11 protein-coding genes and 1 pseudogene are annotated in these 15235 nt (G+C 67.7%); 7 read left to right on the top strand and 5 right to left on the bottom strand.

Annotation, left to right across the window (positions count from 1 at the left end):
• From ABZ354_RS01960 to ABZ354_RS01945, 4 genes are all read right to left on the bottom strand, one after another.
• A partial coding sequence (locus tag ABZ354_RS01960) for a hypothetical protein (RefSeq protein WP_358651895.1) occupies positions 1 to 1362 on the bottom strand: 1362 nt, incomplete at its 3' end.
• The gene (locus ABZ354_RS01955) at positions 1359 to 2000 is read right to left on the bottom strand and encodes a WhiB family transcriptional regulator (RefSeq protein ID WP_355979950.1); all 642 of its coding nucleotides are present in this window, start codon (positions 1998 to 2000) and stop codon (positions 1359 to 1361) included. The genes ABZ354_RS01955 and ABZ354_RS01960, both read right to left, overlap by 4 nt.
• A 160-nt stretch (positions 2001 to 2160) precedes the next feature.
• Positions 2161 to 2877: a hypothetical protein gene (locus ABZ354_RS01950; RefSeq protein WP_358651893.1), complete on the bottom strand. Its 717-nt coding sequence runs from the start codon at positions 2875 to 2877 to the stop codon at positions 2161 to 2163.
• Between the two features lie 2 nt (positions 2878 to 2879).
• Complete coding sequence (locus ABZ354_RS01945; protein ID WP_358651891.1) at positions 2880 to 3779, bottom strand: helix-turn-helix domain-containing protein; 900 nt, start codon at positions 3777 to 3779, stop codon at positions 2880 to 2882.
• An 888-nt stretch (positions 3780 to 4667) separates the two neighbouring features.
• On the opposite strand from ABZ354_RS01945, the gene ABZ354_RS01940 reads away from it, so the two are divergent.
• The 6 genes and pseudogenes from ABZ354_RS01940 (at position 4668) to ABZ354_RS01915 (ending at position 10793) form a co-directional block, all read left to right on the top strand.
• Complete coding sequence (locus tag ABZ354_RS01940; protein ID WP_245237322.1) at positions 4668 to 5099, top strand: XRE family transcriptional regulator; 432 nt, start codon at positions 4668 to 4670, stop codon at positions 5097 to 5099.
• Between the two features lie 34 nt (positions 5100 to 5133).
• Entirely contained in the window at positions 5134 to 5646 is a 513-nt protein-coding gene (locus ABZ354_RS01935) for a hypothetical protein (protein WP_358651888.1), read from the top strand.
• A complete protein-coding gene (locus ABZ354_RS01930; RefSeq protein ID WP_358651886.1) occupies positions 5643 to 6851 on the top strand; it encodes an MAB_1171c family putative transporter in 1209 nt (402 codons plus the stop codon). Before ABZ354_RS01935 ends, ABZ354_RS01930 begins: the two co-directional genes overlap by 4 nt.
• The gene (locus ABZ354_RS01925; protein ID WP_358651884.1) at positions 6848 to 8296 is read left to right on the top strand and encodes an amidase family protein; all 1449 of its coding nucleotides are present in this window, start codon (positions 6848 to 6850) and stop codon (positions 8294 to 8296) included. The genes ABZ354_RS01930 and ABZ354_RS01925 overlap by 4 nt, the downstream gene beginning before the upstream one ends.
• Before the next feature lie 59 nt (positions 8297 to 8355).
• Positions 8356 to 9643 (top strand): annotated as a pseudogene (locus ABZ354_RS01920) (IS256 family transposase).
• Positions 9644 to 9971: 328 nt separating this feature from the next.
• Positions 9972 to 10793 (top strand): hypothetical protein, encoded by an 822-nt coding sequence (locus ABZ354_RS01915; protein ID WP_358651882.1) that lies wholly within the window; start codon positions 9972 to 9974, stop codon positions 10791 to 10793.
• Positions 10794 to 11036: 243 nt separating this feature from the next.
• On the opposite strand, the gene ABZ354_RS01910 is transcribed toward ABZ354_RS01915, so the two are convergent.
• Positions 11037 to 14588 carry a tetratricopeptide repeat protein gene (locus ABZ354_RS01910; protein WP_358651880.1) on the bottom strand — a complete coding sequence of 1184 codons (3552 nt, stop codon included), beginning with the start codon at positions 14586 to 14588 and terminating at the stop codon, positions 11037 to 11039.
• Between the two features lie 135 nt (positions 14589 to 14723).
• Between ABZ354_RS01910 and ABZ354_RS01905 the strand changes: the two genes are divergently transcribed.
• Positions 14724 to 15104, top strand: coding sequence for a hypothetical protein (locus ABZ354_RS01905; RefSeq protein ID WP_358651878.1), 381 nt, complete (start codon positions 14724 to 14726; stop codon positions 15102 to 15104).
• The last annotated feature ends 131 nt before the right edge of the window (positions 15105 to 15235 follow it).

The following is a 15235-nucleotide window of genomic DNA, read 5'->3' as shown; positions in this document are numbered from 1 at the left end:
GTCCTGGGTGGTCTCGGTCCCGGACTCGGTGGCGGTCGGTCCTCGGTCCTGGGTGGTCTCGGTCCCGGACTCGGTGGCGGTCGGTCCTCGGTCCTGGGTGGTCTCGGTCCCGGACTCGGTGGCGGTCGGTCCTCGGTCCTCGGTGCTCTCGGTCCCCGACTTCGCGAGGCTCGGTCCCCGATGAGAATCTGGGTCCTGAGCTGCTACTTCTCGCGCGTTGCGGTCGGTCCTCCTGGTCGCTGAGACCCGCGCTGCGGCTTCTGGATCGGCGGGACCGGTCCCCGGGACCGCGCCGTCTTCAGGGGGCTTGGTCCCCGCGGTCGTTCCCGTTTCGTCGCCCTTGGTCCCCGCGCCGACCTTGGCTTCAGGGTCCGCCTCCTCGGGGACCGGTCCCCGACGAGTCCTCGGTCCTCGGTCCGGGACCGGCTCGTCGGAACTGTCGCGACCGGGGACGGGGACCGGCACATTCGATGTCGGCTGTGCGGGGACCGCGGCCGCCGATGCGCTGCTGTGCGCCGGGAACCAGGGAGAAGGGAGCGGGACGGTGGCGAGCGCGAGCGCGTGTCGCCGGGCGGCGAGCTGGTCGAGCAGCTGTGCTCGCTGGAGGGGGTCGGTGCCGACCGAAGCCCTGCCGACCGCCTTCGACAGGCGTCGGGTCAGCCGCCGGCCTCGACGGTTCCGCTGCTGCTCGGGTGTGCGCTCGGCGAGGCGGGCGGCGAGGGCGACCGCACGGGCGGTGGCCCGGTCCCGGGTGATCTGTGCGGCGTCGCGGTCTCGCGCGGCGATGCCGAGGCGGGACAGGAGCCGCTCACGTGCCTCCCGGCCCAGGACGGCGATCAGACCTTTTGAGGCGGCGCCGGGTGTGCGCAGGCGCAGTTCGATGCCCATGGCCAGGTGCCACAGCATCGCCGCCATGACTGGTCCGACGAAGGCGCGGACCGTGCCGCCGATGGGGCCGCTCTCTGCGTAGGCGGGGATCACCTGCACCGTGGTAATCACCCAGACCAGCATGCCCGGCAGGCCGGGGGCGCCCTGGACGGCGAGGTTCTGCCGTGCCATCAGCGCGGTGGCGAACAGTGCGAGTTCGGCGGCGGCGAACATGCCGGCGCGCTCGGCGGTGCCGGCCATGTCGAGGTAGTCGGCCGCGAACCGCCACGAGGTGTCGGCGCTGTAGGCGGTGCAGCCCAGGGCAGCGACGGCAGCGACCTTGACCGCCGGGCCGCCGAGACGCTTCTGCGCGCGGGTTCCCCGGCGCCGGACAGTCCAGGCGGTCAGCACGAGCGCGAGGGCGGCGGGCACGACGGCGGCGAGGAGGAGAGGGAGGCCCGAAGTAGCACCGAAGGCGAGGACGGGATGGGTCATGCTGCCTTTCCGAGAGGGACCTGCGCCGGGGTCGACGTTGCCGGGCGGCCTGCCGGCTGCTGAGTGCCGGGAGCTGCGGGCCCGGGGGTGCCCTTGGCCTTGGAGGTCTTCTTCCGCTTCTTCTTGGAGTGGGGCACGCCGTAATTGCGGTCGCGGTCGAGGACCTTGTTGGCCGCTTGCCGGAGCAGGTCGCGGGCGTGCTTGTGGCTGATCTGCAGGGCGGCGGCAAGCCGGTCGGGCCGCCAGCCCCGGACGTAGGCGTGGTCGATGACAACCTGCCGCTCGGCCTCGGTCAGGTGCACGTCGCGTCCTTGGAAGAAGGCTGTCACGCGCCGGTAGTCCAGGCGCCGGTGCAGTCCGTCGTGCAGCGGGCGCCGCTCGGCTTCGGTGAGCCCGCCCCAGACGCCCTCCTTGAGGACGTTCTCCAGAGCGAAGTCCAGGCACTCGCGGCGTACGGGGCACCAACCGCACAGCTCCTTCGCCTCCGCGATCTCCTCGTGATCCCGGGGCCCGGGGAAGAACACGGCGTCGGCGTCCTCGACGTCCATGCCGTGGCACGCTCCGCGGACGTGCCAGCTGGTGTCTCCGATGCCGCGCAGGCTGGTGGCCGGCGCGTCGTGGGTGGTGATGTGGCGCAAGGCGAGTCTCCGATGTGCTGCCGCGCCGGCCGGCTAGGGCGGTGCTCGGCGGGTGCGGCGTCGGGTGCCAGCTGCGGCGCAGGGCGTGCGCCGCAGCCGGTGCGGGACGGTGATGTTGCGGCGGTGCAGCGGACGGCATGCACGCGCCGGAGGCGCCGGATCAGGCCAAGGCGGGCTGCTGGGCCTGCTCGGTGCGCTGTGCCTGCTGGGCGGCGGCGAGGTCGAGACGGCCGGGGTGCGGAGTGGCGCGCGGGGCGGTTCCGCGGGCTCCGCCATCGGGGCCGATCCTCCGGCGGCGGCACGGCTCGCCGGGCTGGGCGAGGCACCACTCGCACCGCACGCTCAGGGCATCGGGCAGTCCCTGCGCGACAGCGGCCTCACGGACTGCGCGGGCGGGCCGGTAGGGCGCGAGGGCTGCTCGGGCGGCGGGCGGTATGCAGGAGCCGATCTCCCGCAACCGCGCCTCCAGCTTCGGGTCGACTCCGTCGCGACCGCCGGTGATCGCCCGGGCCTGCGCGGGCTGCGCGGTACCGGCGGCGACGGCGCGGCGGGTGCCGACCAGCTCGGCGGTCCAGGCGGCCTGGTCGTCCGGGTCGACGGACGGTGTCGGGTCGGAGTGCCTCGCCAGGCGGTCGCGCCGGTAGCTCTCCCAGGGACGGGCCAGGTCCGCAGGCAGGATCTGGTACGGCGAGGTGCGGATGTGCTGGCGGGCGGCGACGCGGACGTCCCAGCCATGCGGGGTGGCCATCGGCACGTCGCCGAGCAGCTCGTGCCACTGGGCGAGCTGGTCGCGGGCCTCGCCTTGGTCGGTGCGGATGGTGCGGGGGTCGAGTCGGCCGATGTAGGCCAGCAGGGCTGCGATTTCGCGGCGGTCCACGGTCAGCCCTCCGTGCCGGTCGGCTCGTCGAGGGCGGCCAGCAGGGCGGCGGTGTGGGCCTCCGTCCGCGTCATGCCCCCCGGTGCGGCGGTGTTCTTGCCGGGCACGGCGTAGAGGTTCGGGCGGTTGGGGGCGTGCTCCCGGGCGACCCAGGAGCGCCAGTCGGCAGCCCAGGCTTCCGCCGGCCTCGGCTTGAGGGCGGCTCGATGGGCACGCCACTTCGCGTCGGCGGCGCGAAGGCCCTCCTCGCCGAGGCGATCGAGGTGCCCCTGCTGGCGGGTCCAGGTGTGGGTGGCGGGGTCGACCTGCCACTCGGCAGCCGAGAGGACGGCAGCACCACTCCTGCTGTACCTCCGGTTCAAATCAGGTTCACTACGGTTCTGTGTGCCGGTAGCCGGTACATCGCTGTGCCGGTGGCCGGTACGTCGCTGTGCCGGTTTCCGCCTCGACCTGCCGGTTTCCGGTACTGCCGGTTTCCGGACCCTCGCGGGGGATTCCGGCACCTCACGCGGGCGGATCCCGTACCGCCGCAGAGCCGAGAGCCGGAGCTTCGCGGGGCCGACGGGCTCGTCTGCCGCCGCGGTGTCGCTGTCCTCCTGCTTCTGCTGCTCGCGCTGGTTCTGGGCGACCACTTCGGCGGCGAGAGGCATGCGGTAGACCGTGCTGCGCTGCGGACCTACGAGGTCATCGAGCTGTTCCAGCTCGCCGGCCAGGAGCAGGCGCTCGACGGCTTCGCGCACCGTGGAGACCGAGGCGCGGGTGCGCTTGGCCAGGCTGGACAGCGAGGCCCAGGAGATGCACTGCTCGTCGGCCACCCGGTCGGCGATCGACAGCAGGACCAGGCGCGCGGCCCCTCGGCTGGAGCTGTGCTCCCACACCCACTCGCGGGCTTCGCTGCTCATCGGCCGCTCCAGACGAGCGGGCGGGTCCGGCTGGTCACCGGGGCCAGGGTAGTGCGGTCCGGCTCGGGGCGCTGAGGCGCCGAGGCGGTGGTGGCTGCCGCGCAGGCCAGGCGGAAGGGCCTTTTACGCAGGGCAGGAGGCATGCGATACTCCCCTTTGCAGTGTTGCCACGCTGACGCGCCCCTCGGAAGGACTCAGCGTGGTGATGGTGGGCACTCTCCGCCCTTGCCGGGGCGGGTATGCCGCTTAGCGTTCGGCGTCCGTGAGTTACCGCTCTCGGGCGCCGTCGCTGTTTGCGGACCTTCGCGGTCCGGTCCGTGCTCGCGGTCTCCTCACGTTCGTCGCCGCAGGCGGGCTGCCCGGGGACGACGAACATACGCACGGACCGGTGTCAAGATCCAGACTTGGTTCTTAAACTCTGTACTGGTTGCAGGGAGTCACCGAACGGTCGTGTGCCGCAGCCGTCCGCAGAGAGCCTGGCGGGGTCCGTCCTCGCGTCGAAGTGCACCGTTGCCGCGGTTGCCTCGTACGCCAAGAGCCTGCCATTGTGCCCGAGTTGGAGCGGGAGTCTGGTATTCCCGGCAGCGGAAAAGCGATGTGGATGAGGAGTTTCCACGGTCGCCTCCGCGCTTTCCGATCGAAGATCAAATACGGCCTGCCAGACGTGACGTATGTGGCCGGGCGAATGTGGCTTGCGCCACGTCGCCCGGCGTACTCCAGCCGGTAGAAACGGACAGGTCGACCTGAAACAGGCGGTACGCGCCACACGGAAACGTGCTGGTGAAGAAGAACTTTCCACACGTGTGATCGGCGCGTCAAACTGGTGTTTATGGCGGGGTAGGGTGGCTGAAGTTACGGCGAACCCGTCCTGGAAAGGATCATGAAAGAGTGGCCGAAGGTCAGGTGAGCCCCAAGGGGCTCATGGATCGTCTAAACCGTCTGTTCGACACTGTGCACCCGCCCGATCGCGGCCCTTACAGCAACGCTGAAGTGGCCGAACTGATGGAGAAGCGAGGGCTGGGCAAGCTGTCGGGGCAGTACCTGTGGCTCTTGCGGACCGGGCAGCGCGATAACCCGACGAAGCGTCATCTCGAAGCGCTCGCAGGGTTCTTCGGCGTGGATCCCGCCTATTGGTTCGACGATGCCGTCGCCGAAAAGACCGTGCAGGAACTTGAGTTGCTCGCGCTGCTTCGCGACGCGAAGATCAAGAACGTTCTTCTTCGCCTATCCGACGTCTCCGCAGACGGAAAGGATGCCGTCCTGGGGATCGTTGAGAGCGTGCGAAAATCCGAGGGGTTGCCGCCCTCAACTGGCGCGTAAACGGCTGCAGTTCAGTAAATGATCAAGGAAAGCAATGTGGTCTGCACGTAGGCTGCGCCGGCCTGACCTCTTGGCCGAGCTGAAGCTCCCGCACGTCACCAACATCCGCGACCTCAGCGACGAGGTCTCTCGCCGCACGGGACGGACGGTGGTCCTAGAGCCCCGGGAGCAGGCGCCCTCGGTGTGCGGGGCATGTGCCGTTACAGAGAGTGCCGTCCACGTTTTCTACGACCCGTGGACCAGTGTCCTGCACCAGGACCACATCATCGCCCACGAGTTCAGCCACCTACTGCTCGGCCACCACGAGAACCGACCGGTCTCCGCGCTGGCTCCGGCCTTCATCATCAGCGTTGACCCGGCCACCGTGCAGATGATGTTGGGGCGCACCAAGTACGACGAGGACGAGGAGCGAGACACCGAACTCCTAGCATCGCTGCTCCAGCGCCGGATCATCGACCGGTGGTTGCGCAGCGACGAGTCCTCCGGGGACGAAGTGCAGGATCGGGTGACGCACACGCTGCTGCGCCGACGGGAGGCCCGGCCGTGAAGGACCTACTCCACCCGATCAGCCTCGTCGTCGCGACGCTCGGCTTCCTCTGCCTCCTGCGGGACGTGCCCACCCGGCGCCGCGACCCCGCCTCCGCCGCGCTGGCCGCTGTCTTCCTGCTGTCAGGGCTCTCATTCCTGTTCTCCATCACGCCGATGTGGAACTACCTCGACCGTGTGCTCGGCACCGTCAACATATCCGCGCCCCTCGCGCAGGGCTGCGTGGTGGCGCTCCTGGCCTGCCAACAGGTGGTCCTCACCTACTGGGGATCCCCGCCCGAGGTAGCCCGCCTGCTCAGTCGCCGCTGGCTCTGGGTCGGCTTCGCGGTGATCGCCGGGCTGCTGGTGCTGTTCGCCCTGCTGACGCCCAACGCGCCGCACCCGATCGACTTCACGCTCTACTACGCGCACGACGACTGGTACGCCGCGTACCTCACCCTGTACGTCACGGCCTACACCATCGGCGAAGTCTTCCTCGCCCGCGCCTGCTGGCGCCTGGCCCGCCGCAGCACTCGCGGGTCCGTCCGCGTCGGCCTGCGCATCGTCGCCCTCGGCGCGACCGTCACCCTCGGATACAGCGCCGTCCGCATCGGCAACGTGATCGCCGGCGCCTTCGACACCTCCCTCGCGGAATGGGAAGGCTTTGCCTGGACCTGCGGCGATGTCGGCGCCATGCTCACGCTGATCGGCTGGCTCGTGCCCACGATCAGCGACCAGGCCCAGAGCATCCGGTACCGGATCAAGCAGTACCGCAGCTACTACGGCCTGCGCCCCCTGTGGCTGGCCTTCTACAGCGAGGCACCTGAGATCGAGCTGCCGATCGACAGGGTCGACCCGGCCCAGCGGCGCCGTTTCCGCCGCATCTCGATCCGGCTCTACCGCCGAGCCGTCGAGATCCGGGACGGTCGGTTCGTGATCCGCCAGTACCTCGATGCCGCCGTCCGCGAGGCCAGCGAAGCCCGTCACCGGGCCCGAGGGCTTCACGGAATGGATCTGTCCGCGGCCGTCACGGCGGACCAGATCCTCGCCGGAATCGCCGCCAGGGCCGCGGGCACCCGCCCGGAGCCCGACCAGCTCACCGAGTTCGCCGACTCCGAACGCCAGACCGCCAGGCCCATGGACGACATCGACGCTCTCCTCGACGTCGCGCGCCACCTGCCCCGCCAGCCCGCACGAGCCCCCCACCTTGAGCGAGTCCCCGCATGACGAACGACCTCACCCACCAGCCCGCTCACGTCCAGCTCCAGGCCCTGGACCGCGGCGAGATCTCCAGCCGCGAACTGCTCGACCTGCACCTCGCCCAGATAGACGCCAGCCAGATCAACGCCGTCGTCACGCGCGACGACAGCGCGGCCCGAGCCGCCGCGCACGCAGCCGACGAACGCCGCGCCCGCAGCGAGAGCACTGGCGTCCTCAACGGCCTTCCCCTCACGATCAAGGACAGCTTCGAGACCGCCGGCCTGCGCACCACCAGCGGCGCCGAAGATCTCGCCGACCACGTCCCCACACGCGACGCCGACGCGGTCGCCCGGCTCCGCCACCAAGGTGCCGTCATCATGGGCAAGACCAACACTCCGGCGTACTGCCAGGACCTGCACACCGACAACGCCCTGTTCGGCCCCACGCTCAACCCGCACGACCCCAAGCACACCACCGGCGGCTCCTCCGGAGGCCCCGCCGCAGCAGTCGCCGCACACCTGACCCCCGCCGACCTCGGCAGCGACCTCGCCGGCTCCCTGCGGCTCCCCGCCCACTACTGCGGCGTCTACGGCCTGCGCCCCACCCACGGACTCATCCCAGCCCGCGGCCACATCCCCCGCCCGCCGGGATGGATCACCAGCAGCGACATGGTCACCCCCGGCCCCCTGGCCCGCCACCCCCGCGACCTCGACCTGCTCCTCGCCGCACTGACGGCACCGTCACCCGACGAGAACAACCCCTGGAGCGTCACGCTGCCCACGGCGCAGCACCCGATCGGCCAGCTCCGCGTGGCGGTGTGGGCCGACGACGCGAGCTGCCCCGTCGACCGCAACATCGCCGATGCTGTCGCCGCCCTCGAAGGGACACTCGCCTCCGCCGGCGCCAGTGTCCACCGCACTGCGGGGTCGGTCCGCTTCGCCGAATCCCTCCGCCTCTTCGAGCAGCTCCTCCACGCCACCACGACGGCCGCCACCGACGATGCCGCCGGCGCGGCCGAACTCGCCGCCGCCCGTGACCTGCACACGGACGACGCGAGCCCACGGGCCGCCATCCTCCGCCACCGCACGCAGACACACCGCGCCTGGCTCCGCGCCAACGAGGAGCGCCTCCAGCTCCAGCAGACGTGGCACCGGTTCTTCGCCGACGGTCAGTACGACGTCCTCATTACGCCCGCCGCTCCCACCGCGGCGATCCCAGCCGGGAGCCGTTCTCTCACGGTCGATGGCGTCGAACGGAGCTTCTTCGACCAGACCGGCTGGGCCAACCTCACCAGCCACGTCGGTCTGCCTAGCCTTGTAATGCCTATTGCGCACGGCGCCGACGGCCTCCCGATCGGTGTGCAGCTCGTAGGACCGGCCTATTCGGACCGGACCCTGCTCGTGATGGCCGAGCACCTGGCGCCCCTGCTCGGAGGGACGGCCGAGGGCGTCATCGCGCCACGGAGCGGATGACCTCTACGTCAGGGTCTGTACGGTGAGCGGTGTAACTCCCGATCTGGAAGCGACAGTTGATGACTGACGTGACGAGTGACATCGGGGCCGGAAAGGCCGCTGTGGGTGCGACGAGCACCGTGGATGACGGGCTGGTCGCCGAGCTGGTGGCCCGGGCCCAGGCCGGTGGGGTGAAGCTCACCGGGGAGGGCGGCCTGCTGCAGCAGCTGACCAAACGGGTACTGGAGTCCGCTCTGGAGGGCGAGCTCACCGATCACCTGGGGCGCGAGCCCGGTGAGCGGGCCGAGGGCGGCCGTGACAACTACCGCAACGGGCACCGGTCCAAGACGGTGATCACCGAGTCGGGGCCGGTCGAGATCTCGGTGCCGCGGGATAGGGCGGGGTCGTTCGAGCCTCAGCTGGTCAAGAAGCGGCAGCGGCGTCTGGGCGGGGTGGACGAGATGGTCCTGTCGCTGTCGGCGAAAGGGCTGACGCACGGGGAGATCTCCGCGCATCTCGCCGAGGTGTACGGCGCGGAGATCTCCAAGTCCACGATCTCCACGATCACCGACAGCGTGATGGCCGGCATGACGGAATGGCAGAACCGTCCGCTGGACAGCGTCTACCCGGTCGTCTTCATCGACTGTGTGAACGTGAAGGTCAGGGACGGCCAGGTCGCCAACCGGCCCGTCTACATGGCGGTGGCGGTCACCGCCGAGGGCCACCGGGACATCCTGGGCCTGTGGATCGGCGACGGCGGCGAGGGCGCAAAGTACTGGCTCCAGGTCCTGACCGAGATCAAGAACCGCGGCGCGGCCGACGTTCTGATGCTGGTCTGCGACGGCCTGACCGGCCTCCCGGACGCCGTGAACACCGTCTGGCCTGCGACGATCGTCCAGACCTGCGTCGTTCACCTGCTGCGGAACAGCTTCCGTTACGCGGCCCGGCAGGACTGGGAGAAGATCGCGAAGGCGCTCAGGCCCGTCTACACCGCCCCGACCGAGGAGGCCGCGCTGGAGCGGTTCGTGGAGTTCACCGACACCTGGGGCGGGAAGTATCCGGCGATCGTCCGGCTCTGGGAGACGGCCTGGGCGGAGTTCGTGCCCTTCCTCCGGTTCGACGTGGAGATCCGCAAGATCGTCTGCACCACCAACGCAATCGAGAGCATCAACGCGCGGATCCGCAAGGCCGTCCGGGCCCGGGGACCACTTCCCCACCGACCAGGCCGCCCTCAAATGCGTCTACCTGGCAGTCATGAGCCTGGACCCGACCGGCACCGGACGCAAACGCTGGACCATGCGCTGGAAGGCCGCACTCCAAGCCTTCGACATCACCTTCGACGGCCGGCTTACCGCCGGACGCCGCTGAACAAAACCGACCGAGTTCCACCGTTCGCTACACAGACCCGCATCTGGTTCCTTCTCCAGCCAAACGGACTATCCGAGTGCGTGTGCGAGTGTGGCGTTGCACTCTCAGGTCTTCCTCAAATCGCTCCCAGCGTTCAGCGTGTGCCGGGATGATCTGGTCTATGGCATCTTCACAATGGAGTGTCGGTCGCGTGCTTGCCCGCTGGAAACTTGCTCTAGTTCCTGTGGGCTTCCCGATGATCGTGTATGGGAACTCTCTTTATGGTGGCCCAAATCGGCGTCTCGGTTGGGTTCTATTTCTCGCTGGCTGGGTTATCACAGTCAGCGGTATGCCGGCCTGGAAGCGGTATGTGGATGAGGACCCTCTTCGTGCGGGGTATGAGAGATATGTCTGGGTGGTCTTCTTTCTGATCCTATTCCTGGCGGGACCTGCACATGTTGTTCTCAAGGCTGCTGTCGGAGCGGCCCATGCGGGCAACTACCGCACTGCCGCAACATCGCTGGGCCTGATCTACCTCATGCTTCCATTGATCGTGCGGTGGGCTGAGCCGAAGGACTACACCTTTGCGCGGCTCCCCAGTCGTATTGGGCGAGCCACATTCTTTCGCACCGTCGCCAACGCGGCTGGTATTGGCGCAGTCGGGGCGTTCCTTGGTGCACGCTTTATCGCTACCTATCCGGCGCCGCTTATTTCTACCGTCTTGACTCTCATGGTCACCATGGTTGTGGTCACGCATAAGACTTTTGCGCGGGCACGGAAGCTCTGCACGCAGACTTGTATTGACGTGCAGGCTCTGCTTTGGGCAATGGACGAGCTCGATGATGCGAAAAGGCGGGACAAGCCGGCGAGCGGACTGACGGATTGGCGGTGCTGGCGACGCAGCCGTCAGGCGACGGGCGCAAAGCACGCTGATAAGCAGATGGCGGCTCACCAGAGCTGGCACACTCTCAAGCTCGACCTCTGTACCACCGTAGACAGCGGCTACCGCCTGTTCGGGCTGCCGCTCCTTACCAAGGGTGAGGTGGACGAGTTGGAGAGAGAGGTGCTGGCTGAGATCGAAGCCGCCGGTCCCACGGACGCTGCCTCGACGCGTAAGAACCTGCACGCCATCCTGAAAGCGTGTGCTGGACGCATCGACGTCTTGGCCTAGCTCCATGCATCGGCGCCCCTTCCCGACGGCCTCCCTCACTTGCCTGCGGAAGCCGGACAGGACTACAGAGTCGATCACGTCACCTCGCCCCTCGAATACTGCAGGGTTGGAACACCGACTCTTCCCCAGTCAAACTCTTAGTTCACTTATCTCGCGGCGGGTGGTCTGAGCGGCCGGATCGAAAGGGGCCCACGATTTCCGTGGACGCGTTCGGTAGTGCGCGGAATCCGACCGTGCCTCGTCCTAGTCGTAGATCGCGGTTGCTTGATCAAGCAGGGAACGAGCGCTCTCGAAATCACCGAGAGCGAGTGCAGTTTCAGCTAGATCCCTTAGGGCCTGCCCCTGACCGAATCTGTCGTCGATGGCGCGATGGATTGCGAGGGCCTCGGTTCCGAATTTCTCGGCTTTCCGTAAACTTCCCTGTGCGCGGGCCGTCCTGCCTAGCAAGCGCAAACAATTTGCCTCACCTAGCCGGATGCCAACAGAGCGGTACATCTGCAGAGCCGCTGTATCACGCTGTTCAGCCGCCTGAAGGTCACCACGTCTATATGAAATATCTGCCAGGTGGTTCAGTACGTTGGCGATCCCGACTTTGTTGCCGATGGTGCGGAATGTGTTGAGCGCTTCAGCGCCCAGTTGTTCAGCCGCTTCGAGATCGCCGCACGCAGATTTGACGGCAACCAGACTGTTCAGGGCGCCGGCCTGACCGAGTGGATCATCTAGGGCGCGAAAGATCTCCAGAGCTTCCGCAGCACGCCGTTCGGCCTTCTGGTAATCGCCACGTTTGTAGGCAATACGGGATAGGGCATCCAGGGTGCTGCCCTCGCCGTACTGGTCGGAGACGGTACGGAAGAGCACAAGAGCTTCGGTGCCCAGCTGCTCTGCTGCTTGGTCATCGTCGCGGTCGCGAGCAGTGTCGGCGAGGGATTCCAACGCTTGAGCCTGACCTCGTCGGTCACCGATGGCGCTGAACAATGACAAGGCATCTCTATTTAGTCGCTCCGCCGTCTGAATATCATTCCCATCCAATGCAGTGTTAGCCAGGTCCCTTAGGGCTTGGGCTTGTCCGTGCTGATCGCCGACAGCGCTGAAAAGTTCTAGGGCCTCAGTGGCAATTCGCTCGGCGCTCTGAAGGTCGCCCTGGAGGCGAGCTGCGTAGGCCAAAGAGTTCAGAACTTTAGCCTCACCATGCCGGTCACCAAGATCGCCGAAGACATTCAGAGCCTCTGTGCCGAGCCGTTCGGTTTCCTGGAAGTCGGCGTTTGCGCGAGCGTGCTCGGCCAGATTATATAGAGCATGGGCCTGGCCGAACTTGTCACCGATGATGCAAAAGAGGGAGAGGGCCTCAGTCGGATCGTCTGCGACAAGCGCATATGCAAGGATTCGAATTTCGCCGAGTTCGGAGGCGAGGGCTTGGGCTGCGTCGACGGCATCCCATGCGAGAGACTCCTGTTTCTCGGCATCGGCGCGTTCAGTCAGAGACAGGACCGTCGTGGTCTCCGACGTCCGATTCAGGGGAACTGCTGTGCACAGGGAGGCATCGCAAACGCTTGTGAATGCGGATGCGGATGCGGATGGTTTCCACCGAGCTTTATTGGCAGCCAGATCGGCGAATGTAAGCTGAAGAAGGATCATGCATCGCTGGTCGGGACAGTGGCGTGCTGACGCGAAGCCGGCTTCTACGTGCCTCTGAGCCTCGGTGAGGTCCCAAGTGAAGAGGGCGCGTTCCGCGTGGAGGCGGTGGGCTTGGGCGGTGATGTGAGGATCACCGTCGGCGTGCGCAAGGGCTAGATCGGCGTGTTCGGCGGAGCGGGACCATTCGCAGAGGCGGGCTGCGGCCTCAGAGTACAGGCGGTGCAGATGAGCCGTGCGCAGCCGAGCCGGGATGGCGTCCGCCAATGCGGGGATCGGCAGCGCATGGCAGACGTCTCGCGGCCGTTCGGACTCCCGTAGCGCGGAGTGGGGTGGCCCTTCGTCAGCAGCTGGATATGTAAACCGGAGTGCTTCTGCGAGTAGCTCTTGCGCGCGGGACGAGTCCCCCATGATGAAAACAGTCTCCGCCAGAGCGCAGCGCAGCTCCGGGGCGACGGGGTCGTCAGCGCCGACGGTATCCAGGGCTGAGGTCCAGTGGGCGGCCGCGGCGGTGTAGCGGCTGTGGTTCCAGGCGGCCTGCCCGGCGATCAGCGCGGCCGCCAAAGCTCCAGCTTGGTCCGCCTCCCGATATGCGGCCAGGGCATGCTCGGCATGCTCGAAGGCGGCTGCAGGGTCTTCTCGGTGGGAGGCGAGGTGGGCGCGTGTGAGGTGGGCGTCCGCAAAGACGAGGGGGAGTGTGGTGCGGATCGCGGGCGCGGACAGCGCGGCGTCGGTGAGGACCTGAAGGTACAGGCCGTCGACCGGCTCGGCCGTCAGGGCGCGGACCACGCACTGCGCCCAGGCGGCGGCGTGCCTGTCGTCACCGAGTGCGAAGCGGTGGTGTGCGGCCTCTGCGCTGAATGCGCCCTCTGACAGCGCCTCGTGATACTCAGCTGCTGTTTTGTGCAGCCTGGGCAGAGTCCGCTGTTCTGGCATGCGACGGCTGTCGTCCTCAGTGAGGGCGGACAGCAGCCAGTCACGAATCGTGCCGTGCAACTCCCAGTGCCCGCGGGTACCGAGAAGCTGCCGCACGCATGACATGCGGCCGAACCGGTCGAACCAGTCGTCGTCTCCGGCCGGCTGCGGTAAAGCTGGGCCGAATGCCACGGTGTGCAGGGCCTGGGGTGTGAAGGTGCCCAGTACCGCTGCAGCGTGCAGGAGGCGCCGGTTGCGGTCGCTGATGCGGGTTAGCACATGGGTACGCAGCCACTCCTGACGGTCATCGTGCGCCAGTTCCTCGATGTCCACGGGCGCGGTCCGCAGCGTGCCGTCGGGAGTAGTGTCGTCGAGCAGCGTGCCAGTCAGCGCGTCGGCGATCCAGGAGATCTCTACAGGCAGGCCCTGTATGCGATCGGTGAGCACCTTTGCCAGACCGTCCGGTTCGGGCAGGCCACGCCGGGACAGATACGCGCTGGTGTCGCTCGTCTTCCATGGCGTCAGCTCGTGTACTTCGTAACGGCTGCTACCAGTGTTCCCTTGCCAGGCATCGGGGACAGCGGTGCCCGCCAGCACGACACGGAGCCGCGGCGCCTCGTCAATCGCTTGCTCCAGTACCTTGGCGAACCAGGCGCCGACCCCGAGGGACTCACCGGGCCTGGGCTGCTCGGCCTGGATGTCGTCGAAGTACATCAGCCATTCGCAGGTGTCGATCAGCAGCACGCACTGCTGTCGGCGCACGGCACGGGCCACCGCCCGCAGGTCCCGTATCCAGCCTTCACGGCGCTCGCCCTGGGTCGGGGTGCCCACGGTGACGGTCACCGGGGAGTTTGCGATCTTTCCGCCTCGGCTTGCCCACTGCCACACCCGTACCTTCCAGGCCCGCGGTATGCCGATGGCCTCGGCCTGCTGGCGAACCCAGCGCCGCCGCCACCACGGCGCGCTGGCCGACAGTGCCGCACCGACTTGGCGCAGCAGCTCCAGGGCGGCCTGATCACCGCCTTCCTCCTTGGCTGCCATGCCAGCACGCAGGCTCGCGGCGTCCAGCAGCCGGACGCACGAACTCGACTGCGGGTGGGTGGCGATCCGTGCCAGCAGCGTGGACTTGCCCATGCCTGACAGTCCGGTGAAGACCAGTACCCGGGTCTGGCCGTCGCCGTCGAGTAAACGTTGGGCTACCTGTAGCGCCGCCCGCTGGTCGGTGAACAGCGCTCCGACATCCTCCATGTCGCCCCCATCGCCTACATCAGACGTTACTGGTCGAATTCCTGACATGGTGACAGGTTCCCAGGGAATAATGGGGCTAAAGCCGTGAATGCCGGGCGGGACCGTGACCAAGCGTTCCGTGGACCATGGGAGTCGATGATGTTCAGTCCGAAGGCCGTGGCCGCTGCTGGGGTAGTGGTAGGCGTCGCTACCGGCATAATTACGAACCTCATCACCAGCCGATGGAGTTGGGGCCTGGCCGCTGCTCTGGCCGTGCTGGTCATCGCCGCCGTCGCCATCGCCGTACAAACCAGCGGCAGCAGCGCTCCCAGCCGCAGCCGGGTACGCCAACGGGCGGACCGCCATGGACGCATCACCCGCTCAGGCGTCACGGCACGCGATGGCGCCTCCGTCGAGATGAAGGCCACCCGTAACGGGCGTATCACCGACTCGCCCGCCATCAGCCGTGGCGCTGACACCCACCAGAGCGCGAATCGAGGGGGCTCGATCACCGGCTCCCCCCTGGACGCGGGCTGAGAGACCGCCGCACGTCGACGGATGACAGCCAGAGTGGTAGGCAGGGAGATGCTGACCTGTCGCTCTGTTCCCTGAGCTCGGTACCCATACCTGGTGGCAGACCGACAACTCCCATCCGTCACGTGCTACTT

It is taken from the genome of Streptomyces sp. NPDC005925 (genome assembly GCF_040638805.1).
Taxonomy (GTDB): Bacteria; Actinomycetota; Actinomycetes; order Streptomycetales; family Streptomycetaceae; genus Streptomyces.
Note: the sequence above shows the minus strand (reverse complement) of the source record. Positions and strands in the feature narration are given on the sequence as shown.